The organism is Asticcacaulis sp. P2_B1 (assembly GCF_056404915.1).
Genome location: NZ_JBFUDD010000001.1, coordinates 254,649 through 281,237, shown reverse-complemented (window position 1 = coordinate 281,237; position 26,589 = coordinate 254,649). Strand labels below are relative to the sequence as shown.

Genomic DNA, 26,589 nt, shown 5'->3' with positions numbered 1-26,589 from the left:
TTTTGTCTGTGGAATCAAAGAGTCGCAGGAAAGTATTGAGAAAGTCTTGCGCTTAGAGCGCTACGACCTCATGGCCTTTTTTCAGCAAGGCATAGCCGTTCATACGGCGATAGGGACGCAAGCGCTCTTCGGGCGCAAAGCGCATCAGGATGCGCGTCAGCCAGTTTGTTGGTAAATCACGGCCGAGCGTCTGGCCGACCTCACCGATGAAGCGCATCTCGCCGACTTGCCAGCCATTGCCGGCAAAAAAACGCGGCCAATCGAGCGGATCATTACCGGCGTCGAAACGAAACGGTGCGTTCTTTTCAAGCTGTTTCATGATATTGCCGCGCGCCGATATTTTTTTGAACAATGGCGAAAAATAGTCTGTCAACCAATGGGTTATATGGTCCTGTTGATGCAGGTCGCCGGCCAGGGCAGCCACAGCCTCATTGGTCAGATAGGGTACAACGCCCTCGGTCAGGACCAGAATCCGGGCGCCGCGGCCGTTAAGATCCATCAGTAACCGCTGGCGTTCAGTATCATCGGACAGGTCGCAAGCGATACGCCGCAATCGGCACGCCGGACGCTCGTCGCGCAAGGTTTCGTTCTTGTAGTCGATCATATGTGGGAAATCGACTTCGATCCATTGAAAGTCCGCGGACAGATCCAGCCGATAGGGACGCGTATCCAACCCGGCACCGAGATTGATGACGCAATCCGTGCCATTCTTGATCGCTTCAAGAATATAGGAGTCGATAATATAGGTCCGCAGCGAGATCGACCACGCCATGGCAGTCTTGATGCCCATATGTTTCGCGAGCTTCTCGCCGCGCTTTCCGATCAGCTTCAGAGCAAGAGGATCGTGAAACAAGGCGTCCTTGCGCAGGGTTTCGAGCCAGCGGTAATAGGCAACCCAAAAGGCCGTGTCGGAAACATGTTCGATCGATTCAACCATGCGGCAGAGTGTGCAACCGAGCAGCCTTAAAAGGCAAGATCATTGTGCGCTGTTTTCAGACGCGATAACGCCTCATCGGACAATTGTCGTGTTAATTCGCCGGCGGGCAGGGCGCGGCCGAAGATTGCGGCCTGGCCCGCCCACAAATTAGTGAAATCCGCTCGACCGGCGGCCTGATCCTTGGCGCGCAAACCGGCCAAAGCCCGTCCGGCGAGGGGAAATTCAGGCGCTAAATCGGACATGGCACCGAGTTCCTGCATAATCCGGTTCATAATCCCGCGTGCCGGCCTTCCGGTGAACAGATTCGTTACCGCCGTCCGATCCTGGGCCTCATGCAATGCGTGAGCATAGGTTGGCGATATCCTGGCCTCAGGGCTGAACAGATAGGCGGTACCCAATTGCACTGCCGACGCACCCAATACCAAGGCCGCTACGATGCCACGGCCGTCGCTTATACCGCCGGCGGCGATGACCGGAATACGCACCGCGTCGACGATCTGCGGCACCAAAGCCAGTGTGCCGGTTTGCGTAGTGATGCCTTTGCTGAGGAACATGCCGCGATGACCGCCGGCCTCGAAACCCTGTGCAATAATGGCGTCGCAACCGTTCTGTTCTAGCCATACGGCTTCAGCCACCGTGGTTGCCGACGATAAAACCAACGCGCCACTGGCCTTGACCCGAGCCAGCAAATCGCCGCCTGGCAATCCGAAATGGAAGCTGACGACCTGCGGGCGCAGTGTTTCAACCACGCCGCAAAGCGCCTCATCGAACGGTAACCGGTTGACAAACGGCACCTGGGCTTCTGGATCGAGTCCGAATTCGAGGAAGTAGGGCAGGAGGGTTTGTCGCCACCTGGCTTCACCTGCCGGATCGTCGACGGGCGGCTCATGGCAAAAGAAGTTGAGATTGAAAGGCTTGCCGGTCGCGGTTCGTATGTCCTGCACTGCGGACATGATGGCTTCGGCGGACAAGGTGGCGCACGCCAAAGACCCCAGACCGCCAGCCTTGGCGACCGCGATCGCCATCTCCGGTGAATCGGAACCGGCCATCGGCGCCTGAATGATGGGAAGATCGATGCCCAGCCTGTCCATCAAGCCATTGCGACGCCATCCGCTCATGCCGTGTTCCTCACCAATGCTTCAGACTACGATTCCATAGGTATAGCAGATCGGCAAAACGGTCGTAACCGAAGCACCACATCACATGTAATCCGGGCAAACGCGCCAGTCGCGCCAACCAGCCATCGCCCGGCGTGCGTTCCCAAATGGCTATGGCGCAATCACCGCCGATATATAGGCGGCCGTTGTCGTCACGGCCATGCAGCCGCCGGCGAATCTCTTCGATATCGATCGGGCTTAAGGCGTCCGGCTCTAGATTGATGTCACGAAACATGATGGCGCCGGCACGCGCAGCCTTGACCAGTCGGTTGCGTTGCCAATCGATGCCGGCGTCGCAGACGGGACATTTCGTGTTGTACCAAACCGTGAGGGGCGGGATTTGCATGATATCTGTATAGACGCGTTGCGCGTCATGACCATGCGGCAAAGTGCGCGTGGCGGACAGAGTGAGATTCGAACTCACGGTAGGCTTCCACCTACGGCGGTTTTCAAGACCGCTGCCTTAAACCACTCGGCCATCTGTCCATTGCGCGGACGCAAGGGTTGGGCTTGTAGCGCGTGACATTCACTGTGCCAAGCCTTGAATGACGGATTCTTTGGAAATTGCATGTGTCCGGCGCGACGTTCTGAATCGGAGATCTATCCAACGGCTTCAAACCTTCTTAACCAAGATTTTGCTTCTTGCCTTCACAGTGGCACCATGGTGAGGTTCAGTTCACCGCCTCTTTTTCCGGAGGATTAAGTGTCAATCGTTGAGCAAAAAAGCTCACTTCCGGTCTCAGGCTTTTCGGCCTTAGCCCTTGTATCGCTTATGGTTTTAAGTGGTTGCGCGACATCGCCATCCTATCACGGCGTGCCCGGAAAGCCGCCGGGATCGCGCGTTTCGCCGGATGCCTACTATAATTCCGGCAACATGAAACCCTATACGGTTCGGGGCCGGACCTATTATCCGAAAATCCCCGATGCCGGTGACGAACAGACCGGCGTAGCGTCCTGGTACGGCGCGGAATCCCCCAATGCCCACACGGCCGATGGCGAGCTGTTCGTACCCGATGGCATATCGGCAGCCCACAAGACCTTCCCTCTGCCTAGCGTCGCCGAGGTCACCAATCTCGACAATGGCAAGACCATTCGCGTTCGCGTCAACGATCGCGGCCCGTTCACCGACAACCGTATTCTCGACCTGTCACGCGGCGCGGCAAAAGCGCTCGGGGTCACCGGCATGGCCAAGGTCCGCGTGACCTGGCTGGGCCCCGCGGACGCCGCCAATTCGGCGCCGGTCTATGTCGCCCCCGCGCAGGTTGCCGATACCGGTGACGGTATGCGTTACATCGTGCAACTCGGCGCCTTCTCGCAACAGGACAATGCCGATAGTGCCCAGGATCGCATCGACGACGCCCATGTCGATAAACGCGGCAATCTCTATGTCGTCTATCTCGGTCCCTTCACCGGCGCGGCCGCGGCAGAAACCCATCGTCAAGACGCCATCGACGCCGGCTTTCCCGACGCGATCCTGAAGCCGGCCAGTTGATACATTTTGCTTGAGACCGGACCTAAAACCGGTCTATTTCGACCCGTGAGCAAATTATCCGAACAAGACGGCCGTTTCATCGCATTCGAAGGCGGCGAGGGGGCAGGCAAGTCCACCCAGGTCAAGACCCTGGTCGCGCAACTGCGCGCCAAAGGGCTGGAGGTTGTGCAAACGCGTGAACCCGGCGGATCGCCCGGCGCGGAATCGTTGCGCGATCTCTTGGTTCAGGGCGAGGCCGCGCGCTGGTCGCCGCTCAGCGAACTTCTCATGATGTATGCGGCGCGCTCGGACCATCTCGAAAAAGTCATCCGGCCGGCCCTGGCGCGTGGCGCCTGGGTGGTCAGCGACCGCTTCGCCGACTCCTCGCGCGCCTATCAAGGCGCCGGCGGTGGTGTCGCGCCCGAATTCATCGAACAGGTCGACACCATGGTGGTCGCCGATACGCAGCCGGACCTGGTCGTCGTCATGGACATGCCGGTCGAAACCGGCCTGCAGCGCGCCCATGCCCGCGGCGACGTCGAAAACCGTTTCGAGTCGAAGGGGCTTGGATTTCACGAACGTCTGCGTCAGGGCTTTCTCAACCGCGCCGCCGCCGTGCCCGACCGCTATCGCATCGTCGCCGCCGACCGCACAATCGAAGCCATAGCCGGCGACATCTGGAGCCAGGTTCAATCCGCCTTTCCGGAACTGCGAGGCGTGTGATGGCCGACGCGAGCCCATTGATCCATCCGCGCGAAAATTTTGTCTTCGAACGCGGCGAGGCGGCGGACCAGGCCTTCCTGTCAGCCTATGAGAAAAACCGCCTGCACCACGCGTGGCTGTTGTGCGGTCCCCAAGGTTTGGGCAAGGCCAGTTTCGCCTATCGTTGCGCGCGCTTCCTGATGGGCAAACAGCGCGACAATCGTTTCGGTGCGCTCGGCATGTTGCCGGAAGACCCCGATGTTCGCTTGATTACGGCCCAGTCCCATCCCGACCTGCTGGCCCTGGAACGCGAAATGGGCGACACCAAGCTGAAGAAGAATATCAGTGTCGACGCCGTGCGTGAAATCGGCGAGTTCTTTTCCAAGGCGCCGTCGCGTTCGCCCTATCGTGTCTGTATTATCGACTCCGTCGATGACCTAAATATCAATTCCGCCAATGCCTTGCTGAAAATCCTTGAGGAACCGCCGCATAAGGGCATCATCTTTTTGATCTCCCATTCACCCGGCAAATTGTTGGCGACCATCCGTTCGCGCTGCCGTCGGCTGAACTTCGTGCCATGGACGGACGAGGCGGTCGGCGACTTTTTGAAGAGCCGCGCTGAGGTCGACGAAGAGTCTCTGGGGCGCCTGGTCCGGCTGGCCCACGGCGCGCCGGGTAAGGCGCTAAGCCTTATGGAAGAAGGCGCTCTTGAGATGGACAGCTTCGCCGGCAAGCTGCTGGAGCGGCCTTTACCGTCGCGGCCGGAGCTGATGGCCGCCGCCGCAATGTTCAAAACTTCGAACTCCAAAAACGACGGGGCGAAGAAGTTCGCCACCTTCATGGCCTGCCTGACGGATCGTTTGCATGAACGCGCCTTAAGCGCCGAGACGCCACAAATCGGCCAATCTATCTCGCAACTATGGGTCAAATTGAATTCAGCGGTTGGCGAAGTCGAAGGCATCAATCTTGATCGTGGCGACTATTTCTGGTCTGTTTACAATGACCTGGCCGCTCTTAATTAATCCAATAAGTGAATTTTGATGGTTGATTGCCTTTATATTGATTCCCACGTCAATCTGCATGCCCCGCAATTCGATGAAGATCGCGACGCGGTAATAGCCCGTGCCCGTGCGGCTGGCGTCGGTTTAATGCTTAATATCTGCGATCGCGTATCAAATTTCGATGCGGTCTACGCCTTCGCCGCCGATCAAGACGACATCTGGGCCACGGCCGGCACACACCCGCATGAGGCCCGCGAAAATCCCGATCTCACCGTCGATACCTTGCTTGAATTGGCCGCCAAACCGCGCGTCGTCGGTATTGGTGAATGCGGGCTCGACTTTCATTACGACTTCAGCCCGCGCGATATTCAGGCAAGTGTGTTCCGCACCCATATCGCCGCAGCGCGCCAAAGCGGCCTGCCTCTGGTTGTCCATACCCGGGAAGCCGACGACGTCATGGGCCAGATTCTCAGTGAAGAACATGCTGCCGGCGCTTTCAAACTGCTGCTGCATTGTTACACCAGCGGCCCGGAATTGGCGCGCATCTGCGCGGACCTCGGCGCCTGGTTTTCGGTCTCCGGCATAGCGACCTTCAAAGCCGCCCAGGAGGTCCGCGACATTATCAAGGATATGCCGGCCGATAAGATTATCATCGAAACCGACTGTCCGTATCTCGCGCCGATCCCGATGCGCGGCCGACGCAATGAGCCGGCCTTCGTGCCGCACGTCTATACCAAGCTGGCCGATATCCGCGGCTGGAGCCTGGACGATACGCGCGCCAAAACGCACGACGCCTTTTTTGCTCTGTTCGACAAGATCCCGCGGCCATGAGCCAGGTCCTGAAACTCAAGATTCTCGGTTCCGGCTGTTCGACCGGCGTGCCGCGCATCGATGGTTATTGGGGTGCTTGCGATCCGCAAAATCCAAAAAATCGCCGGTCGCGCTGTTCCGCCTGGTTCGGCCTGCATCATGAAGGTACGCCGGAAAAGCTAACCTCGGTCGTGATCGACACCGCGCCTGAGTTCCGCGAACAGATGGTGCGCGCCAAAGTTCGCGCCATCGATGCCATCCTGTGGACTCACGACCACGCCGATCAGACCCACGGCATAGACGATATGCGCGCCTTCACCTTTGCGCGCGGTGGACCGATCGACGGCTATATGGATGAAGCGACCCGCGAAACCTTCCGGCGGCGCTTCGGCTATGTTTTTACCGGCCTGATGGGCTATCCGCCGATTTGCAATGATCGCTTGATTCCGCCGCATGGCACGCCGTGGGCGATAGAGGGGGAGGGCGGTGCCCTGCCCGTCGTGACCTTCGCTCAACATCACGGCCCGATTCAGTCGGTCGGCTACCGTATCGGCGACGTCGCCTATTCCAGCGATATTTCGGATATCCCCGAAGAAAGCTATCCGGCCCTGCAAGGTTTGAAATTGTGGGTCGTCGACGCCATGCGCCACAAACCGCATGCGACGCATTCGCATGTCGAAAAGACCTTGGCCTGGATTGAGCATTTTCGTCCTGAGCGCGCCGTTTTAACGAATCTGCATCAGGAACTGGATTATGAGGCTTTGCGCCGCGAATTGCCGGCCCATGTCGAGCCAGCTTTCGATCAAATGTCTTTTGATATCCGGCTGTAGCCAGTTTTCCACAGACATAAAATGCTTTATAATCAAATCATTATTTAGGGTTTCTGCCACATTTGTGACAGCTACCGATCAACGATTGAAATTCATCTTCACCAAGAAGATGAAGTCGACATTCAGTCGACATCGATGGCAACGCCGCCATAATAGGTCGGAAGATCATGATAGGCAAAAGCCGATTGGTCGAAGGCGAGCAAGCCAGTCATGGCCACGACACAGGCAGCCACAAATCCAATGGCGATCATCATGTTGCGCGATGGCTTGAACGGACGGACGCGATCCCAGGCACCAGCCAAGATGTCGTGTTGCGCTTGAGCGGCACGAAGCGTCAATTGGCCGAAGCTATCGATTGTCGGTTTGAAAGGCGTGGCGATCGTGGCCATGTCATGTTTCCCTGGTATGCGTACTCGGCGCCGTCAGTGGCGTGGTATTGAAGCTAACCTAATCCTCATAAGGCGTATGTGCCTAAGATCAGGGCGTTGCATAAGGAAGCTATAAGCTAACCTAGGGCGTTGGCTGTGGCCTTAGCCGTAAAACAACGCCATTATTTCCCATAATATTTATTATGCGATGTTTGTGCGTAGGTCACCGATAGAATGGACACGCCTCTCACGGACGGTCTGCCTGTCGGTGTTGAGACCCTGCGCCAATGGATGACGCAGGTCTCACTCATCGGCCTTCTCCCGCGATATCGGCGGCCAATCGGTTGGAATGGGTGATCATGACACCGTGGGCCACGCCCTCATAGATGCACAGCTCTACATTTGGAATGAGATCTGCATACCGTAGCGCCGTCCAAACAAGCGGCGCGCTTGCATCCCGATCGCCATGGATCAGCTTGACGGGCACGGAAATTCCGCGCGCTTCATCGGTAAAATCGGTCGTCAGGATGGCACGTTGGAAATCCACAATCGCGCGTCTTGACGCGTCTCTCGGCATGGCGTCAAGCCATTGCAAGGTGCCCTCGTCCGCTTCCGGAGTAAAAGGTCGAATATTTTCGGCGATCCACTCCGAAAGTCCGCCGGCAATACGCGCAATGGCCGGTTCGACCAGTTCGACGGGGATGCCAACCTCGCCGGCTTTTCGAGCAACCATGGATGGGCCCGTTGCGCCAACCAACACCACTCTCGCGACCCGTTCAGCGCCATGCTGACTGAGATAGCGAATGATTTCACCGCCCGCGCCAGAGTGCCCTACCAGCACGACATCGGACAGATCCAGTGTCTCGATGATTTTCGCCAAGTCGTCGGCCAATATGTCATAATCATAGACACCAGGGTCGGTGGACCGTCCGTGCCCGCGCCGATCATAGGCTATGGTGCGAAAGCCCGCCGCATTGAGCTGAACCATGGTCTCACCCCAGCAGCGGCTGTCCATCGCCCATCCTGAGAGTAGCAGCACGGATTGCCCGGTGCCCCAGTCACGAACATATAGTTGGTGGCCATTTTCGATATTTACAAACGGTGCCGTCATCTCGCTCTCCTATGTTGCCGCATCAGTGTTGCGGCAATCCAGGTGCAGAACAATTACCTCGAAGGTAATTGGCTCAGGCCGATTCTTGCCGCATGAATAACGGACTGAGAGGTGAAAATGAGCAGCGAAACCGTGGGCGACCTTATGCGCGACTGGCGCCGGCGGCGCAGGATGAGCCAGCTCGATCTTGCGTTGGAAGCCGATATTTCCGCACGGCATTTGAGTTTTATTGAGAGCGGCCGGTCCAAGGGCAGTCGGGACATGCTTCAGCGATTGGGTGAAGAGCTTGCCATGCCACTGCGCGACCGCAATCGCCTGCTTCTCGCGGGAGGGTATGCGCCCCTGCATAGGGAACAAGACCTCAATGCGCCGGAAATGGAAGAGGTCCCGAGCCGCCGTTGACACGATATTGCAAGGCCAAAGCCCCTTTCCTGCCCTGGCCATTGACCGTTACTGGAATCTGGTGAGCGCCAACGCGCCGGCCCAGGCCCTGCTCAAAGGCTTGCCGGATAGGCTTCTGGCTATGCCACCCAATGTCCTCCGGGCGACACTTGACCCCGAAGGTCTTGCGCCGCGCATCGAGAACCTGCCGGAATGGCGCCACCATTTGCTGGCCAGGCTGCGCGGTGATTTTGCCGCAACCGCCGATCAGCAACTCGCGCGCCTCCAAGATGAACTGTCAGCGCTGCCCATACCCAAAACCGGCTTCCGCCCGGCGCAAATCTCACCGGTTGCGGTCATGCTCAAACTTCGGATATCGAACGGTCCGCTGCTATCGCTGCTCTCGACGACCACGGTTTTTGGCACGGCAAGCGACATCACACTTTCCGAATTGACCCTCGAAATGTTTTTCCCCGCCGATCGGACGACTCGCGAGTTTTTTATAAACGGTGGGTGGGATTTGTAGTCGCCACTGTGACCGGACACTATGCGTCGCCCCAACATGCCTCCCGTTAAAAGAGCCACGATTTAACGCGCGTATATCGGCCGGACATAACCTGCGAAAAGCTGGACTGGCCTGTCGGCTGCGCTTCGGTCACATAGGTCAGATTTCGGCCATCACACGTCCAGCACGATCGTCCCAATCCGCGCGGCGTCGACTTTTCCAACACCAGCCCCCTCTCCTGCCAACCGCCGCGAGACGGTGACAAAGGTGGAAAGCCGTAGCTGTCAAACCAGAACCACAGCAGGTCCTCCCCATCCACGCACCAAATGCCGTGCCCTTGAAAGGTGGAGCCGTCACCCCGCTTTTCTTCGTAATCAAATATGACATTGTTGCCGGCCTGATCGCGACGGAAGGTCCAACGCCCCTTGCACAGTCCCGCGCCCTGCCACGGACTGACGGAAATCTCCCCGGTCCCGTGCCAGGTGCCCAGGAAAGGGGTTAAGCGGTTCAAATCAAATGCCATTGGGTAAATTTACCCGCGGAACCTATGGCGAAATTGCCAAAAAATGACATTTTATGATAATATCCCGCCAATGCTCCCAATGCTCCCAATGCTCCCAATGCTCAAAGCCTATCGTTTTCAGCGCGACGCGCCGGCCCAAATTCGTGATGGCCACAGCGAGGGGCAGGCCTTTGCCTTGACGGGTGGTACCCTTCGCCTGTTCGTCGGCAGTCACACCTGGATCATGGTCCCCGGCCGGTTGTGCTGGGTACCATCAAACGTCGAGCACGGATTTTCTTCGAACGGTCCTGTCCACGGATTCAGTGTCAAGGTGTCGAACGACCACTGCCACGGCTTACCGGATGCCGCACGCGTGCTTGACGCCGATCCTCTGCACCTTGCCTTGCTTCGCCGGTTGGTGGACAAGCCGACGGACGGCGATGTCGTCTGGCCCCTCCTCAAACGCATCCTTATCAACGATCCGGACGACAGGCTGTCCCTCCCGGCGCCCAGAGATCCTCGCCTGGTCAAGTTGGCCGAGGCCCTGGCCCATTCACCCGCTGACGATCGTGACCTGACGACTTGGGCAAAAACGATCGGAATGTCACCGCGAAGCCTCATGCGGCGCTTCGTTGCCGAGACCGGCCTGACCTTCGCTGTGTGGCGCCGGGGGCTGCGCTTGCTGAGCGCTATCCATTTGATGCAGGACGGAAAGTCGGCGACAACGGCGGCCCATGAGTGCGGTTTTGCCGGTTCAAGCGCCTTCAGTAGCGCGTTTCGCCATCATACGGGTGTCTCACCATCGGCGTACCTAAAGACACGCCAGTGACTTAGCTCTAAAGACAGCGTAAGATGACGCCGTTATCTGATGGAGGGTGCCATGGTGACTGCTTTCAATGCCGTCCGTTTTCGCGTCAAACCCGGCCGTGAGGACGAGTTCCTCGAAGCCCACCGTGTCACCGTCGCCGACTGGCCGGGCCTGGTGCATGCCAATATGATCAAGACGGGTGACAGCAGCTACTGCATCATCGCTGAATGGACCGATATGGACGCCATGGCGGCCGCTCGTCCGCAGATGATCGCGACCTTGGATTCGTTCCGCGACACGCTGGAAGCCATGCCCGGTGGGGGTGTTACCGATCCCGTCTCCGGCTCTGTGGTGTTGGCGCTGAAATAGCCGGCTTTTCCGTCCTTTACGAGTTAGATCGGCCAGGCAACGATTATGCCGTCGCCAGGCGCGCCAACTGGTCGGGCGAGACTGTGATCGCCGGCCGGAAGGCATCGTTGAGCATGTAGGTTTCCAGGCTTGCCAACATCTGCCGGCTGACCGGGTCGTCGGCCTCCGGGCCATCGACGGCGAAACCGCAGACGATCGCCCTGCCCTTGCCAAGGGCGACCTCAATGACCAGGCCGAGCGGACGTGCGGTGAACCAATCGTCGATGACGCGCACGATCGGTTCGACGCCCGGCGGCAACACATCCAGTCGCAAAGCCCCGGCCCGCTGAAGCAGGTACCACCATTGCCAGTTACTGTGGCTATCGGTGGGAAAGTCGGCGAGCGCCGCATGCCGCGGATCGCACACTATGCCAAGCGTCGTCGGCGCCTGCCGCTCGGTCCACAGCGTATTCCAGAAGATGCTTGAAAAACCGAGCTTGACCGGTTGTTCGGCAAAATTGGCGACCCTGGCGCCAGGCAGACCGATCAGTGCGTCACCGTCCTTGGCGAGATGGTCGAGCACCCGGCTGTCGATCCGGTCGGCGCGAAGCAGGCGGTCGCTGGAGGGCCGTGCGTCGCCCGCAGCCGGATAGATCCATATGTCCCAGTCGTTTTGGGCGATGACGTGCCCGTCCTTGGCAATCGTCACCTCAAGCCGGGCGGCGGTAGCCTTGTCGGCCGTGAGCGTCGGCGCTGCGGACAGCCCCAGCGGGGTATTGCCGACGGCAAGGCTGCGTCGTGGGAAGCTGCCCTTGGCCAGGTCTACGCCGCCGGCCGAGGATACATGCCAGGTGATGTCCGCGTCTTCGATCGGCGCGGCGCCGAAATGCGCCACGTCGACCGCAAAGGCAAAAGGCGTTCCGGATTCGACCACCCGCGTCTTCATCCGGGCCAGTGCCACGGTAGGCGCGCAGAAGCGCTGGTACTCATCCTCTGTCACATAGGACTTGCTGTCCCAGAACGGGTCGACGACGCCAACTAGAGCCGTCCCCTGCCCCGGAAAATCCTGCAAGCCGAGCAACTGGAATCCGCCCATGCCTTCGGTCCTGAGGGCGCTCTCGATATCTTCCTTGTAGCACAGGACCTGCAGCCGCCCCGAGGCGTTGACGAAATCACGCGCATGGCTATGGAGGCCATTGTCGCGCAGGCGGTCGGCGAATATCTCGAAGTTCTTGGCCTTCAGGTAACCCTTATATTTGACCGTTTCCTCGATGTTGGGATAGACGCACCACTGACCGATCTCGTGGCTGATCACCGGGACCGGGTATTGGCTGGTAAAGTCGCGATAGTCGGTTTCGGTTTCCGGCGGCAGGCTGTTGATCCGCGATTTGAGCCCGTCGCCCCAACTTTGGATGCGCGGCGTCGGCGTGACATGAAACTGGTTGTCGCCGATCGTCGGCCAGCCTGAGCCCGAGGTCCACAGCCGCCGCCCGTCGAGGTCGCGATAATGGCGGACATAGGCCGCCAGGAAGGCGTCGCGCTCCGCCCCTCCCTTCGGTTCATTGCCATGGGTCATGAGCATGAAGGACGGATGGTTGCCGTGGGCGGCCAGAACCCGGTCGGTTTCGGCATAGACCCACTGGTCGACCGGCAGACCACTGCCGATCGTCACCGATTGGTTGGCCCAAACCGTCTCGATCTGGAGGTAGACACCGATTTCATCGGCGGCGTCGAACGCGGCCTCCGGCGGACAATAGCTGTGGAAGCGCAAATGGTTCAGGCCGTAGGCCTTGGCGCGACGCATGACATGCCGCCAAGTGTCGATATCGGTGGCGGGATGGCCGGTCAGCGGAAAAATACTGCATTCCAAGGCGCCGCGGAACATGGCCGGCCGGCCGTTCAACCGAAAGCCCGCAGGCGTCGGGCTCAGGTCACGCCAACCGAAGCGACCGCGCCAGGCTTCGCCATTAGACAGACGCACCGAAACATCATGCAGGACGGGATCGAATTCGTCCCACGTCCGCATCGCCGCGGCGTCGTGAGCGTCGGGAACGATGACCGCTTCGAATGTGGCTGCGTCATCCTGCCACGTCACCAGCACGCGCGTTACATATTTGGCGAAAGCGATCTCGGCGGTCACGTTCGTTGCGGCGGCCGACGTGCTGCGGCCGGCATATCCGCGCACCTTCAATGTCCGTTCGTTTAATGACGGATAGAGATCGACACGGTCGATCCATACCGGCTCGGTGGCGCGAAGCTCGATCCGCCCGGCGATACCATTCCAGTTGCCCTGGGTATGGTCGGTGACGCCGTGGCCGTTATGGCCAATCTCGACGATCATCCGATTGTCGACGCGAATGGTCAGCTTATGGCGGCCGGGCGTGAGAAGGCCAAGGTCGTAGCTGTGCGGCGTATGCAGCGTGTCGCGACTGCCGAACGGCTGCCCATCAACCCAGACCCGGGTTTCCCAGTGGGCGCGTTCGAGAAACAGCTCGATCCGCTTGCCGCGCCAGGCGGCGGGCACATCGATCTCGCGCGCGTACCATGCCGCGCCACGGTACCAGGTGTCGGGCTGCAGGAAGAACGGCACCTTGATATCGCCGGGCTCGCGATACCGGGCATATTCCGGGGCGTCGAAAAAAAGATGGTCGTGGATGTCGCCCGTCCACGGCGTATCGACGGCGACGGCATTACCGATACGGCCCTTCTCCAGGCTGCCCGCCAAGTCCACCTCGCCCGGCAAGGTCCGCTCAAACCAGGTCTGGGCGAGGCCTTCGTCGTGTGGGTCGAGGGCGTATTGCCAGGCGCCATCAAGACCACTGACCGCTTTTGTTGCAGCATAAGAGCCTCCAGCCACTCCCAGAAACGGGAGCGTCACCAAGGATTGCACCAAGCCGCGCCGGGTCAGGTTGACCTTCTCCGCTGGGGTCACTTTTGCCATGTCACTTCCTCTCTGGTGGCCGGCGTTAATTTCATTTATATTACTTTATGACGGCATTTGTGAATCCGCAAGCCTCGGACCATGACGATACCTGCCATTTTTGCTGCATTTTTCGCCCAATCGACTGTAACTCATCGTATTTCAACATAATAATTATATATTACATATTGATTTGCGGCAGGCGGATCGGTAGCGATGTGGATAGGTCCGCTTTAGCCGCCAACAGGTGCGCAAGGCCGTGTATAATGAAGGCGATCCCGGAGGTTATAAGCCCATGCGTTTCAAGGACAAGGTCATCATCCTCACCGGTGCCACGGGTGGGATCGGTCACGCTTGCGCGCAACAGTTCGCCCGTGAAGGCGGAAGCCTGGTTATGGTGGACCTGGCTATCGACATGGCCGACACCGTCAGCCGCGACTTGGAACGGCTGGGCGCCCCCAAGGTCGTGCTGGCGAAATGCGATGTCTCGCAAGAGGCCGAGGTCACGGGCGTTTGTGATATGGCGATGGCGGCCTTCGGCCGGCTCGATGTCGTTGTCAACGTCGCCGGCGCCATGATTTACAAGCCGATCAAGGCGTTGACGGGCGAAGACTGGCGCCGCTGTTTCGATATCAACCTGATGGGCGCCGTCCACTTCACCCGCGAAGCTTTCCGCCGCATGACGAACGGCGGCGCCATCGTCAATGTTTCGAGCGTCCACGCTCAGCAGACCTCAGCCAATGTCGCGCCCTATGCGGCGGCCAAGGCGGCGTTGGGGTCGTTGACAAGAAGCAGCGCCATCGAAGGCAAGGCCGTCGGCATTCGCGCCAATGCGGTCCTGCCGGGCGCGGTCGATACGCCCATGCTGTGGGCCAGCCCCAATCTCAAGTCCGGCGCCGAGGTGCTGGCGCCCGAGGATGTCGGCCAACCGGAGCATATCGCTGCGGCAGTGGCGTTTCTGGCCAGTGACGAAGCTGCCTTTGTCACCGGTTCCAGCCTTCTGGTCGACGGCGGGCGGCTGGCCAAGCTTTGATGCGAAAGTGGCGGTGGGCTAAGGCTTGCACGCCCTTGCGCTTTGTGCGTTATGGACTGACAAACGACAGAGATCAGGAACTATGCGGGCACCAACCAGTGCGACGAACGTAACGGAAACCATCGTTCAGGACCTGGGTGTGGCCATCGTCACCGGACGGTTCGATGACATGCCCTTCCCGCGCGAAAGCGAACTGTCCGAAACCTACAAGGCCGCGCGCACGGTCACCCGCGAAGCCGTCAAGATGCTGACCTCCAAGGGCCTTCTGACCTCTCGACGCCGGCGCGGCATCGTAGTCAATGACGAAGATCAGTGGAATCTTCTCGACCCGGACGTCATGCGCTGGCTGCTCGAACGCAAGTTTTCGTGGCAGCTTTTGATCGAGTTCACGGAGATCCGTCTCAGCATCGAGCCGGGCGCCGCAGCCCTGGCGGCCAAACGGGCATCTGGCGAAGAGCGCGCGGCCATCGACGACGCCATCAAGCGCATGTTCGCCGCTGACCGCGGTGAGGACGATCCCCTGGCCTCCGACATCGCCTTCCACCTCGCCGTTTTGAAGGCCAGCGGCAATCGTTTCTACCGCCAGCACCGCGAGATGATCGAGACGGCGCTGCGTTTCAGCATCCGCAAGACGAATGACCTGAAGGGCGTGCGCTTCGCCAGCGCCAAGGATCACAAACGGGTTGCCGACGCCATCCTGGCCGGCAAAATCCAGGAAGCCGAAACGGGCATGCGGGACCTGATCGGCGGCGCTTTGGACCTGATGGAACGGGTCCAGAAGGATGAAAAACGCGCGAAGTCGAGGCTGGAACGCAATTCCCAAAAGTGACTCTCACATTTTGGATAATTACGTGTGAAAACAAAGTGACGTGAAAAAGACTTAAGACTTCGAGGTAAGCCGAACCTCAATTTCCTCAAGCGATTTCCCACGCGTTTCGGGCACCGTGAAAATGATGAATAGCAGACCGGCGAAGCAGAAAGCGCCGTAACACCAAAATGTCCCGGCAGCGCCTAGGCTCCGGTTGAGAATCGGGAAGGTATAGGTGACGGCGAAACACGCGATCCACAGAGCCGACACGGCAATCGACATCGCCACGCCTCGGATACGATTGGGAAAAATCTCCGAAAGCAGGACCCAGGTCACCGGTGCCAGCGACGTGGCATAGGCGGCGATCACGGCCAGGGTCAGGATCAGAACCAACGGTCCTGTGATGTGGAAATAGAAGGCGGCGCCCAGGAGGCCATGAAGAATCGCAATGGCGGCCGTGCCCCACAACATGAGCGCCCGCCGCCCCAGACGATCGACCGTCACGGTCGCCACCAGGGTAAAGACGAGATTGATTGCTCCGGTAATGACGATGTTGAACATCACGCCGCTGAGGTCGTAACCGGCGCCGCGATAGATGTCTTCGGCATAGTTGAAGATCACGTTCGTCCCGCTCCACTGCTGGAGGACGGCGAGGCCGATTCCGATCAGGAGAAGGCCGAGAACGGCCGGGCGCAACAACTCGCCCCAGGCGCCGCGCTGCGTACTTTCGCGCACCAGACCCGCCTTGACGCTGCCGATTTCCGCCTCCGCATAGTCGGCGCCGCCGATCCGGGCCAGGACGGCCATGGCCTTCTCCCTGGCGCCATTTTTGATCAGCCAGCGCGGGCTTTCAGGTACCAAGAAGGCGCTGACAAAGAAGACCAGGGACGGGATGGCGACGGCCGTGAACATCCAGCGCCAGCCGACCTGGCCCTGCCAGGATCCCCGGATGGCCTCCGCAGACAGGCCGTCTTCAACATGACCCGCGATCAACAAATTGACAATCTGGGCACCCAATATGCCGACAACGATGGTCAGTTGGTTCAGGGTGACAAGACGCCCGCGCCACTGTGCCGGCGCGACCTCGGCAATATAGGTAGGCGACACATTGGAGGCGATGCCAATAGCGACGCCGCCCAAAATGCGCCACGCGACAAAGCTATCGAAATGATGCGCCCATCCCGTCGCGACCGACGAGACGCCGAACAGGGCTGCGGCGACGATCAACAGCGCCTTACGCCCGATACGATCGCTGAGAACTCCCGACGCCATCGAGCCGAGCAGGCAGCCAAGCAGGGCGCAACTGTTCGCCCAACCGATCTGCGCCTCAGATGTCAGATGGAAATAGGGCTCGTAAAACGGTTTAGCCCCACCGATCACCACCCAATCATAGCCGAACAAAAGGCCGCCCAGTGCCGCGATCGCCGAAATCATCCAGATATAGAGGAGATTGAAAGGGTATTCGGATGGCCGGCCAACCGTCTTCGCGTCGTCATCCGATAGCATGTGCATGTGCGGCGATGTCCCTGTCGAACTTCTCTTGAACCTACTTAAAGATCGCATAATCGGACTCGTCAAGAAATATATATTACATATTTAGGCGGAGGCCGGGAGATGTCGAAATTGCTGCCGCAGCTGTCGGTCACTGAAATGACGGCCGGTGAGATTCGGAGTGGCCAGTGCCATATTCAGAGAAAACCGGCACTCCGAATGGCCGAAGCGGCCGCCCGCAAAGGTATTTATATACCACACCCTTGGGCAGCACACGCATGCCAAGCCAATCGGTCAAATGGCATTATGATACTTCGTCCAATCCGCCATTTGCCATTCGGAGTGCCGGTTTTCTCGAAACCGGCCCATGGCTACTCCGAATCTCACCGGCAGTTATTCCGGACAGAGTTAAACTCATACACCGCCACCGACAAAGGTTGGCAAAGCAGCGAGTCTGCCCTATCACTGAAGACCATTGGACCTGCTTAGCTCGGGTCGCAGGGAGGGGATCGATGTCAGCCGCACTAGAGACACAGCCAGAGCCAAGGCAGGAGCCGAAACCTCAGGTGTCGATGGGGCAAATGCTGGCCTTTATCGGTCCCTGCGTTCCCTTCGCCGCCTTGGGTTTGCCGCTCGCCGTCACCCTGCCGGAATATTTCGCCAACCATATCGGCTTGAGCCTCAGCGTTGTCGGGTCTATCTTCCTGATTGTCCGCATGTTCGACATTTTCGTCGATCCGCTCATCGGCTATTTCATGGACCGCACCCGCACGCCGTGGGGCCGTTTCAAGCTGTGGATGTTTGTCTGCCTGCCGATCCTGATGGCCGGGACCTGGTTTATCTTCTTTGCCCCGGTCGGCAGTTCGGAACGCTATCTCGGCATTTGGCTGTTCATTATATATGTCGGGTTCTCGATCGCCGCCCTCAGTCAATCCAGTTGGGGCTCCGTACTGTCCACCAACTATAATGAACGCTCCAAGATCTTCGCCTGGTGGCAGGTCGGCAATATCGCCGGCATCATCATGGTCCTGTTGATCCCGGTCATCACCCAGTCTCTCCTGCATCGCTCCTATGCCGAAGGCGTCCAGGGCATGGGCCTGTTCATCCTGGTGACCTTGCCGCTCAGCATCGGTACGGCCTTATGGATCGTGCCGGAAAAGGTATCGAATGCACCATCGCACGATATCCGCCTGGGCGACTATTTCGTCATGCTGAAGCGCAAGAACGTTCAGCATATTCTGCTGGCCGACCTGTTCATGGGCTTGGCGCCGGGCGTCATGGCCGCCCTCTTTTTCTTCTTTTTCGAACAGACCAAGGGCCTGGTCCGCGAACAAAGCAGTATCGCCATGCTGTTATATTTCGTCGCCGGCATTGTCGGCGCGCCTTTGTGGACCTGGGCATCCAGGCGTTACAACAAACACGTCACCCTGATCGTCAGCAGCCTGATTTTCGCTGGGCTCTATGGCGCCATGTATTTCGCGCCGTCCGGCAATTTTGTGGTCTGCGCGGTAATGGTCTTCCTCAACGGGATTCCCTATGCGGCGTCGCTGCTTCTGACCCGGGCCCTGATGGCCGATATCGGCGACGAAGTCCTTTATGAGACCGGCCATGATCACAAAGGCACGCTCATGGCGATCCTGTCGGCCACGACCAAGCTGGGCTACGCCTTTTCGGTGTTCACGCTCTTTATCCTGAGCAAACTTGGCTTCGACAACAAGGTGCCGCACAATTCCCCCGAGGCCTTGATGTGGCTGGAAGCCTTCTTTATCGGTCTTCCCGTGCTGTTTTTGCTATTGGGCGCCCTGTCGATGCGCGGCTATAATCTGACTCCGGAACGCCATGCCGCTATTCTCGCGGGTTTAAAGGAAAAGGAAATTTTGTGACCACGCCCTCGCCGATCGAATCTTTGCTGGAAGTCATGCGGCGTTTGCGCGATCCGGTCGATGGCTGCCCATGGGACCGCGAACAAACTTTCGTGACGATCGCGCCCTATACGATTGAAGAATCCTACGAAGTCGCCGACGCCATCGCACGCGACGACATGCGCGATCTCAAGGAAGAACTCGGCGATCTGTTGTTCCAGGTCGTCTTCCATGCCCGCCTGGCCGAAGAGCAGGGCCTGTTCAATTTCGACGACGTCGCGGCCGGCATGAGCGGAAAGCTGATCCGCCGTCATCCGCATGTTTTCGGCGACGTCGGCGATCGCACGGCCGAAGAACAAAACGTCGCCTGGGAAGTGACCAAGGCCGCGGAACGCAAGGCCAAGAACAAGCACGGCATTTTGGACGACGTTCCCGTCGGCCTGCCGGCCCTGACGCGCGCCGCCAAACTGACCAAACGCGCGGCACGGGTCGGTTTCGATTGGCCGAGCGTCAACGAGGTTGTCGACAAGCTCGATGAAGAAACCGCCGAATTGAAGGTCGAGATCGCCAACGGTGATTTGCCCAAAGCGCGCGAAGAATTGGGTGACCTCCTGTTCGTCATGGCCAATCTGGCGCGCAAGCTCGATGTCGAACCGGAAGACGCCTTGCGTCTCACCAATCAAAAATTCGTCCGACGGTTTGCGTCGATCGAAAACGCCCTCGCCGCCGAAGGCCGGACGCCAGATCAATCCGACCTCGCCGAAATGGACGCTTTGTGGAACGCGGCCAAACACGCCGAGCGCGCGACGCCGTGACGACGCGGCCTGCCCGCCCACGCGACAAACGGCTGCTCAATATGTTGGCCAGTGTCGCGGTGTGCGCCGGTTTGTTGATCGCCTACTATTTTGCCACCGGCCAGGAGACGATCCCTCCGGACACCCATCTCAGTTTCGAGCACGGTTCTTGTCAAAGCCCATGCCTGACCTATCGCGTCGACCTGATGGCCGACGGCACGGTGTTCTACCAGGACCGCAGAATTTCCGGTGCAGCGCAAAGCGTCCGCTATCATATACCGAAGGCCTCGGTCCGGCGCGTCCTGCGTGCTTTCAAACGCGCTCGCTTTTTCGACACGGATGTCGACAGCTATGGTGCCGGCCCGAAAGGGCCGAAATGCTACCTGACCCTCACGGCCGGCCATATGAAAACATCGGTACTCGATCAGTGCGATGTTGATCGTCCGGAATTCGCCAGCCCAATGCAGGCCCTCGACCAGGCGACACGGTATCGGGCCTTTATCGACCAGGACAAGGCCGCGATAGCCACGCTTCATGCCGTGCCGAATGCGGCACAGCGTCGGGTGCCCAACTAACTTTCATAGCAAAAGTAAGTCACACGCTCACTTGCACGTCGCAATGCATTTTCACATCTGACTTGTGAAGTGCAATTATACACAGATGTAGCTTTCGATTCACAAGTCCGATGCGGCGCCCGCTTGCGAATCGAAAGATTAACGCTGTATGGCTTGCAAACCGCCACAGAAGGTTCCGGTTCAGCGTATGAAAACGTCCGCCAATAAGAAGGCTCCCTCACCTGCCCCGGTTTCGCGCAGCCGCATCGTCAAGGCGACGGCCCCGACAAAGGCCAAGCCCACGGCCGTGCCGGCGCCGGCCAAGAGCCATCGTTCGCTGTGCCCGATCAATCTGACCCTGGAACTTGTCGGCGATAACTGGTCGCTCCTGATCATTCGCGACATGATGCTGCGTGGTCACTGCGGCTATCAGGCATTTTTGCGCTCGGAAGAGAAGATCGCAACCAATATCCTGGCCGACCGCTTGCTCAAGCTCGAACAGAACGGCCTGATCAGCAAATCGCCGGACCCCGCCGATGCGCGCAAATTCATCTATGCCCTGACCGAAAAGGGCGCCGACCTGGCGCCTTTGGTCGTCGAACTGGCGCTTTATAGCGCAAAACATGAAAAACGCGTCGACCTGCCCAAGGAGGTCCTTGGCGATATGCAGCGCAATAAGGTCACATTCGCCGCGCGCCTGACCAAGAACTCGGCCCCCAAGGTCCGCCGGCCGGCACGAAAAGCTGCCGCCGTCGAGCCTCAAGAAGAAACGCTCAGCCTGTTCTGATTATTCCATCGCCGCCAATTCGACGTGCTCGTCGGCTGCCGCCGCTGCCGGCTTTTTCGGTGTCCGGATCAGCAGCAACAGCGGCATGGACAGCAGGCACAGGATCATCATCAGCCAGAAATTGTCGACATAGGCGATCATGCTGGCCTGGCGCGTGATTTCACTGTTGAGCGCCATCAAACCCGCAGCCGTATCGCCGTAACCCGGATTGTTCGGATTGATATTTTCGACGATTCCGGCGTGGGCCTTTTGCGTATTGGCGACCTGCAGGGCCTGCACCATGGCGATGCCGATACTGCTGCCGATATTGCGCACCAGGCTGAAAATGGCTGTACCTTCCGGGCGCAGAGTGCCGGGCAAGGTGGCGAAGGTCGCGGCGCTAAGCGGCACGAAGACCAGCCCCATGCCAACACCCTGAATGACGCCCGGCCAGATGATGTCGTGCTGCGACAGGACGATGGTATATTGGCACATCCAGGCCAGCGAAATCGCTGTCAGGCCGAAGCCGGCGGCCAGAAGCAGGCGCAAATCGATCTTACTGGCCAAGCGGCCGACCACGACCATGGCTGCCATGGTGCCGAGGCCCGACGGTGCTGTGACGATGCCGGCGGTAACGGCGCTATATTGCATCAGCCCTTGCAGCATCGATGGCATCAGGGCGCGCGTGGCGAACAACACCATACCGACGACGAAGATGAACAACAGCCCGGTATTGAAATTGCGGTTATACAGCAGGCGATAATCGAAAAAGGTGGTGCCGGCCGGCCGGGTCGCCGTGTGGATAACGAAAATACCCAGGCTGATAAAGACCAGAATGGCCTCGATCCAGGTCTCGCCGGACGAAAACCAATCGTTCGACTGCCCGCGGTCCAGCAGCATTTGCAACGAACCGATACAGACGCTCAGGGCCGTAAAGCCAAGCACGTCGAAACGAATGCTGCGCTTGGCAGCCAGGCGTGGGATGTAGCGCCAGATACCAAAAAAGGCGGCAGCGCCAATCGGCACATTGATAAAGAAACACCAGCGCCAGTCATAGGCGTCGGTCAGCCAACCACCCAACGTCGGCCCCAAAATCGGACCGACCATCACCCCCATGCCCCACACGGCCATGGCCTGGCCGTGCTTTTCGCGTGGGTTGATATCCAGCAGCGTCGATTGCGACAACGGCACCAGGGCGGCGCCGAACACACCCTGCAACAGCCGGGCGGCAACGATTTCCGACAGGTTTCCGGCGACACCACACAGCACCGAGGCGACCGTAAAACCGGCGATCGAGACCAGGAACACGGTCTTCAGGCCGAATCGGTCGCTCAGCCAACCGGTCAGCGGCGTCGCAATGGCGGCGGCAACGATGAAGGAGGTCAGTACCCAGGTGATCTGGTCTTGCGACGCGTTCAGGCTGCCCTGCATGTGCGGCAGGGCGACATTGGCGATGGTGCCGTCGATCGCCTGGATCACCGTCGCCAGCATGATCGAAATCGTGATCATGGTGCGATTCAGGGGCGGTGACGATGTACTCGTGTCACTCATGAGGAGGTCTCAATAAGACTTTGTAGTTGTTCCAGAACCTCAGTGGCGGCCGCCAATTTTTCCGGTTCGATCTGGCCTAACAATTCAGCGCGCATGGCGTCAGCCTTGGCGCGTACCTTGCGATAGATGGCCTGCCCTTCTTCGGTAATGGCCAGATGCTTGACCCGGCGGTCGCTTTCCGAGGCGACGCGTTCAACTAGGCCGGCCTTCTCCAGGCGGTCGATGGTCGATACCATGGTGGCCGCCTCGACCTGGACCAGTGCCGCCAACTCGCTTTGCGATAATGGCACAGCGGACTTGGCGATATAGGCGATGCTGAGCCAACCCGATTGCGAGATGTCGAGATCCTTCATGCGCCGGTCCAACGCCACGCGCCACATACGGGCAGCGTTGTGCAGGGCGAAGGAAAAGCGTTCTTTTTCGGTAGGCATGATACGGGACCTAATAATTAGATGTCTAACTATTTAGGCGCGCCTCGGGCGTTTGGCAAGGCGCGATCCAACATAATATCATGCACTTGGCGGTTGGGCCGCTTGGTGATAGCCTTATTATACAGTCGGGGGAAACTATGCGTGCCGCTACCATTATTGTCCTGGGTTCCTGTTTGGTCGCAGCCCCTCTTCACGCTGCCACTGTGCTCCGCACCTGCGACCAAGCCAAGGACCAAGCGGATGCACCAGATGATATCGAAGCGCACCGCCTGTTCACCTTGCCGCCCTACGACTTGGAACATCCCACACCCGGGCAATTCGTCCTGACGTTCAACTTTAATGTCGATGCCCAAGGCCGTCCGGTTTGCGCCTGGGGGGCGTGGCCGTCTGGCGCTTATGACGACGCGGACAGCCAACAAAAGACGCTCGACCTGCGCCGGCAAGCCGTGGCATGGCGTTACAAGCCTTTCCTCATCGATGGCAAGCCGGCAGCCGCGCAAATCGGCGAATCCGTCCCTTTCCCAGCCACGTTGCGGACCGGGACCATGCCCCAAGCCCCTTTGTTTTCAAGTCAGATAAGCCTGCAACGGATCGGATGTTTCGGCAGCTGTCCCAACTATACCGTCATCATCCATGGTGACGGCAGGGTCGACTATAAGGGTGGGCAATATACCGATGTACAGGGGCAGCATCATTGGACCATCTCGCCCGGCGCGGTCGCAAGCCTGATCGAGCGCTTTCGGTCGGCCGGTATCGGGCAGATGCACGATAATTATCGTTGGGCCGCCACAGATCTGCCAACCTATAAATTGCGCCTGAACATCGGCGGACAAAGCCGGTTCATCGTCGACTATGGCGGTAACCGTATCGGCATGCCCGAAACCGTCACCGACGCGGAAAATGAGGTGGATCGCGTCTCGGGCGCCGACGGCATGATCACCCTGTCCGGGGGTGGATTGCGCCAGTTGGAAGACGAGCATTTTGCCTTCAATTCGCCCGCTGGCGCTGACATCCTGACCCGCTCGCTGGCCGACGAGAACGTCGGCGACGATGTCATCTTGTCGCTCCTAGACCACGGAACGCCCATTATGGGCGGCCACGCGGCAGACCCCGTTATGGACTATGGCGATCCCCTGACTCTCGTTTCCGCCCTCGATACGGCTCTAACGATGGGCCGCGAAGGCGTTGTGCAGCGCTTGATCGCCGACGGCGCCCTCACCGATGACCAGCAGCAGATCGACAGCGCGTTCCAGAGCGCCATCCTGAGCGGACGGCTGAATCTTGTCGAACGGCTGTGGGCTTATCATCCATCCTTGACGTTCATGCAAAAGTCGTGGCGTGAAGGCAGTGAAGAGGGGGCCCTGCGCCTGCCTGTGAGCCTACTGCTCGATCGCGGCGGGGCGGAAAACGACACTTGGCAGGACTTCGATATCGCCAAATTCCTGATCGATAAGGGCTGCGATATCAACGCCAGAAACACCGCCGGTAATGGCCTGCTTCACATCGCCGCCAACAGCGGCAACCGGGAATTCGTACAATGGCTGCTGGTGCATGGCGCTGATATTCACACCGTCAACCACGACAACGAAGGGCCACTCAACGCCACCTTCGACGAAGACGTGGCGCTCGACTTGTTGAAAGCCGGCGCTGATCCAACGGTGGAACCGGAAAATACGCCCAACTTCTTCTTCTACGCCCAGAATTACGGCTGGACAAAGGTCGTCGATTGGCTGACTGCCCATGGCTTTGCGGCACAACTGGCCGCCAATATGCCGCCGAAAACCAATTAGGCTCCAGCAATCATCCGCTCATAGCGGCCATAAGCCTGATCGCTCAGCTTGACACGCAGGTGAGTGCGGCCCTCCTCATCATCATGACGGCCCAGGACACGGCCGTTCTGATAGAGAAACGCCACCACATCGCCCTGATGCGGATCCAGCACGATGTCCATTTCCTCACCGGCGGCATCGACCAATTGCGCGATCCGGCTGAGCAGGGCATCGATCCCTTCGCCCGTGATCGCCGACACCAGATAGGGCTTGTTGCGTGCCCGGTCGGTAACCGCTCGGGTATACAAAACCTCTTTGGAATCATCGTCCAACAGGTCGATCTTGTTCCAAACCTCGAACATGCGGGCGCGGTCGAGATCGGGCAGGATCTGGCTCATGACCTGTTCGACATCCTGCTTCTGCGCCTCCGTCTCGGGGTTCGAAACATCGCGGACATGCAGGATCAGATCGGCCTGCTCGACCTCTTCCAGGGTCGCGCGGAAAGCGGCGACCAGTTCGTGCGGCAGGTCGGAAATGAAGCCGACCGTATCGCTCAGGATGGCAGATCGGCCATTAGGCAGTTTCAGACTGCGCAGCGTCGTATCGAGCGTCGCGAACAACAAGTCCTTCGCCACGACCTCGGCATGGGTCAGGTGATTGAACAGGGTCGACTTGCCGGCATTGGTATATCCGACCAGAGCGACGATCGGGTACGGCACCTTCTTGCGCTGGGTGCGATGCAAATTGCGCGTCCGCCGGACCTCATCGAGCTCGGTCTTCAGTTGTTTGATCTTGTCGGCGATCATGCGGCGATCAAGTTCGATCTGGGTTTCACCCGGGCCGCCGGTCGTACCGGTAGCGCGCTGGCGCTCCAGGTGGGTCCACGTCCTGACGAGGCGCGATTTTTCGTATTCCAGCCGCGCCAGTTCGACCTGCAGCTTGCCTTCGCGCGTGCGAGCGCGGCGGCCGAATATCTCCAGGATCAAGCCGGTCCGGTCGACGACCTTGACCTCCAGCGCCTTTTCGAGATTGCGCTGCTGGATGGGCGTCAGGGCGCCGTTGACGACACAAAGCGTCGCCTCAACATCCTCACATAGTGCCTTGATTTCATCCACCTTTCCCTGACCGAACAGGGTCGCTGGATTGAACTTGCGCACACGAATGGTCAAACTGCCGGCGATCTCCAGATCCAGCGCCAGGGCGAGGCCGATAGCCTCTTCCAGGCGTGACTCGTCGTGCAGCCGCAGGGCTGCACCCTCGCCGGCTGACTTGCCGGCGGCGCGCAGATCGATATCCGGATCAACGACGACAGCGCGCACGACGTCGGGCGCGTTGTCTATGAAGCGATCACTCAAGACGTCAGCCCCTGGTCGGGCTTAATCATCAAGATCTTCTTCCTGTTCGTACAATTGCACCGGCGCGGCCGGCATGATGGTCGAAATCGCGTGCTTGTACACCAGTTGCGATTGGCCGTCGCGGCGCAGCAGGACGCAGAAATTATCGAACCAGCTGACAATGCCCTGCAGCTTGACGCCGTTGATCAGAAAGATTGTCAGGGGGGTTTTGGTTTTGCGGACACTGTTGAGGAACGTGTCTTGCAGGTTTTGTTTCTTATCGTGGGACATTGCGGCCCTTCTCGTTTCATTTTTTTGAGGGACACAATATCCCTCACACAGACA

28 protein-coding genes and 1 tRNA gene are annotated in these 26,589 nt (G+C 59.1%); 16 read left to right on the top strand and 13 right to left on the bottom strand.

The window, feature by feature from the left end; genetic code table 11:
• Positions 1–52: 52 nt before the first annotated feature.
• The 4 genes from AC1DX3_RS01300 to AC1DX3_RS01285 all read right to left on the bottom strand — a co-directional run bounded on the left by AC1DX3_RS01300 (position 53) and on the right by AC1DX3_RS01285 (position 2,580).
• Complete coding sequence (locus tag AC1DX3_RS01300; RefSeq protein ID WP_476987424.1) at positions 53–937, bottom strand: class I SAM-dependent methyltransferase; 885 nt, start codon at positions 935–937, stop codon at positions 53–55.
• A 26-nt stretch (positions 938–963) separates the two neighbouring features.
• Positions 964–2,055, bottom strand: a complete 1,092-nt coding sequence (locus tag AC1DX3_RS01295; protein WP_476987423.1) for an NAD(P)H-dependent flavin oxidoreductase — start codon at positions 2,053–2,055, stop codon at positions 964–966.
• Positions 2,056–2,065: 10 nt separating this feature from the next.
• Positions 2,066–2,518, bottom strand: a complete 453-nt coding sequence (locus tag AC1DX3_RS01290; protein ID WP_476987422.1) for a thiol-disulfide oxidoreductase DCC family protein — start codon at positions 2,516–2,518, stop codon at positions 2,066–2,068.
• Positions 2,491–2,580, bottom strand: a tRNA-Ser gene (locus AC1DX3_RS01285). The genes AC1DX3_RS01290 and AC1DX3_RS01285 overlap by 28 nt, the downstream gene beginning before the upstream one ends.
• 286 nt (positions 2,581–2,866) lie before the next feature.
• On the opposite strand from AC1DX3_RS01285, the gene AC1DX3_RS01280 reads away from it, so the two are divergent.
• The 5 genes from AC1DX3_RS01280 to AC1DX3_RS01260 are packed head-to-tail and all read left to right on the top strand — an operon-like array spanning position 2,867 to position 6,908.
• The gene (locus AC1DX3_RS01280; RefSeq protein WP_476987421.1) at positions 2,867–3,586 is read left to right on the top strand and encodes a septal ring lytic transglycosylase RlpA family protein; all 720 of its coding nucleotides are present in this window, start codon (positions 2,867–2,869) and stop codon (positions 3,584–3,586) included.
• 45 nt (positions 3,587–3,631) lie between these two features.
• Entirely contained in the window at positions 3,632–4,288 is a 657-nt protein-coding gene (gene tmk / locus AC1DX3_RS01275; protein ID WP_476987420.1) for a dTMP kinase, read from the top strand.
• On the top strand, positions 4,288–5,289 hold the full coding sequence (locus AC1DX3_RS01270) for a DNA polymerase III subunit delta' (protein WP_476987419.1): 1,002 nt from the start codon (positions 4,288–4,290) through the stop codon (positions 5,287–5,289). Before tmk ends, AC1DX3_RS01270 begins: the two co-directional genes overlap by 1 nt.
• An 18-nt stretch (positions 5,290–5,307) precedes the next feature.
• Positions 5,308–6,099 carry a TatD family hydrolase gene (locus tag AC1DX3_RS01265; protein ID WP_476987418.1) on the top strand — a complete coding sequence of 264 codons (792 nt, stop codon included), beginning with the start codon at positions 5,308–5,310 and terminating at the stop codon, positions 6,097–6,099.
• Positions 6,096–6,908: an MBL fold metallo-hydrolase gene (locus AC1DX3_RS01260; RefSeq protein WP_476987417.1), complete on the top strand. Its 813-nt coding sequence runs from the start codon at positions 6,096–6,098 to the stop codon at positions 6,906–6,908. Before AC1DX3_RS01265 ends, AC1DX3_RS01260 begins: the two co-directional genes overlap by 4 nt.
• Positions 6,909–7,030: 122 nt before the next feature.
• Here the strand turns inward: AC1DX3_RS01260 and AC1DX3_RS01255 are convergent, their stop codons facing one another.
• Together AC1DX3_RS01255 and AC1DX3_RS01250 are read right to left on the bottom strand one after the other, a co-directional pair.
• Positions 7,031–7,297, bottom strand: a complete 267-nt coding sequence (locus AC1DX3_RS01255; protein ID WP_476987416.1) for a hypothetical protein — start codon at positions 7,295–7,297, stop codon at positions 7,031–7,033.
• Between the two features lie 286 nt (positions 7,298–7,583).
• Complete coding sequence (locus tag AC1DX3_RS01250) at positions 7,584–8,387, bottom strand: alpha/beta fold hydrolase (protein ID WP_476987415.1); 804 nt, start codon at positions 8,385–8,387, stop codon at positions 7,584–7,586.
• 117 nt (positions 8,388–8,504) lie between these two features.
• On the opposite strand from AC1DX3_RS01250, the gene AC1DX3_RS01245 reads away from it, so the two are divergent.
• Positions 8,505–8,789 (top strand): helix-turn-helix domain-containing protein, encoded by a 285-nt coding sequence (locus AC1DX3_RS01245; protein ID WP_476987414.1) that lies wholly within the window; start codon positions 8,505–8,507, stop codon positions 8,787–8,789.
• A 7-nt stretch (positions 8,790–8,796) separates the two neighbouring features.
• Positions 8,797–9,294 carry an MmyB family transcriptional regulator gene (locus AC1DX3_RS01240; RefSeq protein ID WP_476987413.1) on the top strand — a complete coding sequence of 166 codons (498 nt, stop codon included), beginning with the start codon at positions 8,797–8,799 and terminating at the stop codon, positions 9,292–9,294.
• Positions 9,295–9,340: 46 nt separating this feature from the next.
• Here AC1DX3_RS01240 and AC1DX3_RS01235 read toward each other — a convergent pair whose 3' ends face one another.
• A complete protein-coding gene (locus tag AC1DX3_RS01235) occupies positions 9,341–9,796 on the bottom strand; it encodes a hypothetical protein (RefSeq protein ID WP_476987412.1) in 456 nt (151 codons plus the stop codon).
• Positions 9,797–9,893: 97 nt separating this feature from the next.
• On the opposite strand from AC1DX3_RS01235, the gene AC1DX3_RS01230 reads away from it, so the two are divergent.
• Both AC1DX3_RS01230 and AC1DX3_RS01225 read left to right on the top strand, forming a co-directional pair.
• Positions 9,894–10,604: a helix-turn-helix domain-containing protein gene (locus AC1DX3_RS01230; RefSeq protein WP_476987411.1), complete on the top strand. Its 711-nt coding sequence runs from the start codon at positions 9,894–9,896 to the stop codon at positions 10,602–10,604.
• A 51-nt stretch (positions 10,605–10,655) separates the two neighbouring features.
• The gene (locus tag AC1DX3_RS01225; RefSeq protein WP_476987410.1) at positions 10,656–10,952 is read left to right on the top strand and encodes an antibiotic biosynthesis monooxygenase; all 297 of its coding nucleotides are present in this window, start codon (positions 10,656–10,658) and stop codon (positions 10,950–10,952) included.
• 43 nt (positions 10,953–10,995) lie between these two features.
• On the opposite strand, the gene AC1DX3_RS01220 is transcribed toward AC1DX3_RS01225, so the two are convergent.
• A complete protein-coding gene (locus AC1DX3_RS01220; RefSeq protein WP_476987409.1) occupies positions 10,996–13,872 on the bottom strand; it encodes a sugar-binding domain-containing protein in 2,877 nt (958 codons plus the stop codon).
• Positions 13,873–14,146: 274 nt separating this feature from the next.
• On the opposite strand from AC1DX3_RS01220, the gene AC1DX3_RS01215 reads away from it, so the two are divergent.
• Entirely contained in the window at positions 14,147–14,884 is a 738-nt protein-coding gene (locus AC1DX3_RS01215) for an SDR family NAD(P)-dependent oxidoreductase (RefSeq protein WP_476987408.1), read from the top strand.
• Between the two features lie 82 nt (positions 14,885–14,966).
• Positions 14,967–15,713 carry a FadR/GntR family transcriptional regulator gene (locus AC1DX3_RS01210; RefSeq protein ID WP_476987407.1) on the top strand — a complete coding sequence of 249 codons (747 nt, stop codon included), beginning with the start codon at positions 14,967–14,969 and terminating at the stop codon, positions 15,711–15,713.
• A gap of 51 nt (positions 15,714–15,764) precedes the next feature.
• On the opposite strand, the gene AC1DX3_RS01205 is transcribed toward AC1DX3_RS01210, so the two are convergent.
• Positions 15,765–17,204 carry a sugar porter family MFS transporter gene (locus AC1DX3_RS01205; protein WP_476987406.1) on the bottom strand — a complete coding sequence of 480 codons (1,440 nt, stop codon included), beginning with the start codon at positions 17,202–17,204 and terminating at the stop codon, positions 15,765–15,767.
• A 491-nt stretch (positions 17,205–17,695) separates the two neighbouring features.
• Between AC1DX3_RS01205 and AC1DX3_RS01200 the strand changes: the two genes are divergently transcribed.
• From AC1DX3_RS01200 to AC1DX3_RS01185, 4 genes are all read left to right on the top strand, one after another.
• A complete protein-coding gene (locus tag AC1DX3_RS01200) occupies positions 17,696–19,066 on the top strand; it encodes an MFS transporter (protein WP_476987405.1) in 1,371 nt (456 codons plus the stop codon).
• On the top strand, positions 19,063–19,860 hold the full coding sequence (gene mazG, locus AC1DX3_RS01195) for a nucleoside triphosphate pyrophosphohydrolase (RefSeq protein ID WP_476987404.1): 798 nt from the start codon (positions 19,063–19,065) through the stop codon (positions 19,858–19,860). Before AC1DX3_RS01200 ends, mazG begins: the two co-directional genes overlap by 4 nt.
• Positions 19,861–19,901: 41 nt before the next feature.
• The gene (locus AC1DX3_RS01190; RefSeq protein ID WP_476987403.1) at positions 19,902–20,414 is read left to right on the top strand and encodes a DUF6438 domain-containing protein; all 513 of its coding nucleotides are present in this window, start codon (positions 19,902–19,904) and stop codon (positions 20,412–20,414) included.
• A 187-nt stretch (positions 20,415–20,601) separates the two neighbouring features.
• Positions 20,602–21,180, top strand: a complete 579-nt coding sequence (locus tag AC1DX3_RS01185; RefSeq protein ID WP_476987402.1) for a winged helix-turn-helix transcriptional regulator — start codon at positions 20,602–20,604, stop codon at positions 21,178–21,180.
• Here AC1DX3_RS01185 and AC1DX3_RS01180 read toward each other — a convergent pair whose 3' ends face one another.
• Both AC1DX3_RS01180 and AC1DX3_RS01175 read right to left on the bottom strand, forming a co-directional pair.
• Positions 21,181–22,710, bottom strand: coding sequence for a DHA2 family efflux MFS transporter permease subunit (locus AC1DX3_RS01180; protein WP_476987401.1), 1,530 nt, complete (start codon positions 22,708–22,710; stop codon positions 21,181–21,183).
• Positions 22,707–23,141, bottom strand: coding sequence for a MarR family winged helix-turn-helix transcriptional regulator (locus tag AC1DX3_RS01175; protein ID WP_476987400.1), 435 nt, complete (start codon positions 23,139–23,141; stop codon positions 22,707–22,709). The genes AC1DX3_RS01180 and AC1DX3_RS01175 overlap by 4 nt, the downstream gene beginning before the upstream one ends.
• Before the next feature lie 137 nt (positions 23,142–23,278).
• Here AC1DX3_RS01175 and AC1DX3_RS01170 point away from each other — a divergent pair, with 137 nt between their 5' ends.
• A complete protein-coding gene (locus tag AC1DX3_RS01170; protein ID WP_476987399.1) occupies positions 23,279–24,931 on the top strand; it encodes a DUF6438 domain-containing protein in 1,653 nt (550 codons plus the stop codon).
• On the opposite strand, the gene hflX is transcribed toward AC1DX3_RS01170, so the two are convergent.
• Both hflX and hfq read right to left on the bottom strand, forming a co-directional pair.
• A complete protein-coding gene (gene hflX / locus AC1DX3_RS01165; protein WP_476987398.1) occupies positions 24,928–26,265 on the bottom strand; it encodes a GTPase HflX in 1,338 nt (445 codons plus the stop codon). The genes AC1DX3_RS01170 and hflX overlap by 4 nt on opposite strands.
• 21 nt (positions 26,266–26,286) lie before the next feature.
• Entirely contained in the window at positions 26,287–26,535 is a 249-nt protein-coding gene (gene hfq / locus AC1DX3_RS01160; RefSeq protein WP_018080169.1) for an RNA chaperone Hfq, read from the bottom strand.
• Between the last annotated feature and the right edge of the window lie 54 nt (positions 26,536–26,589).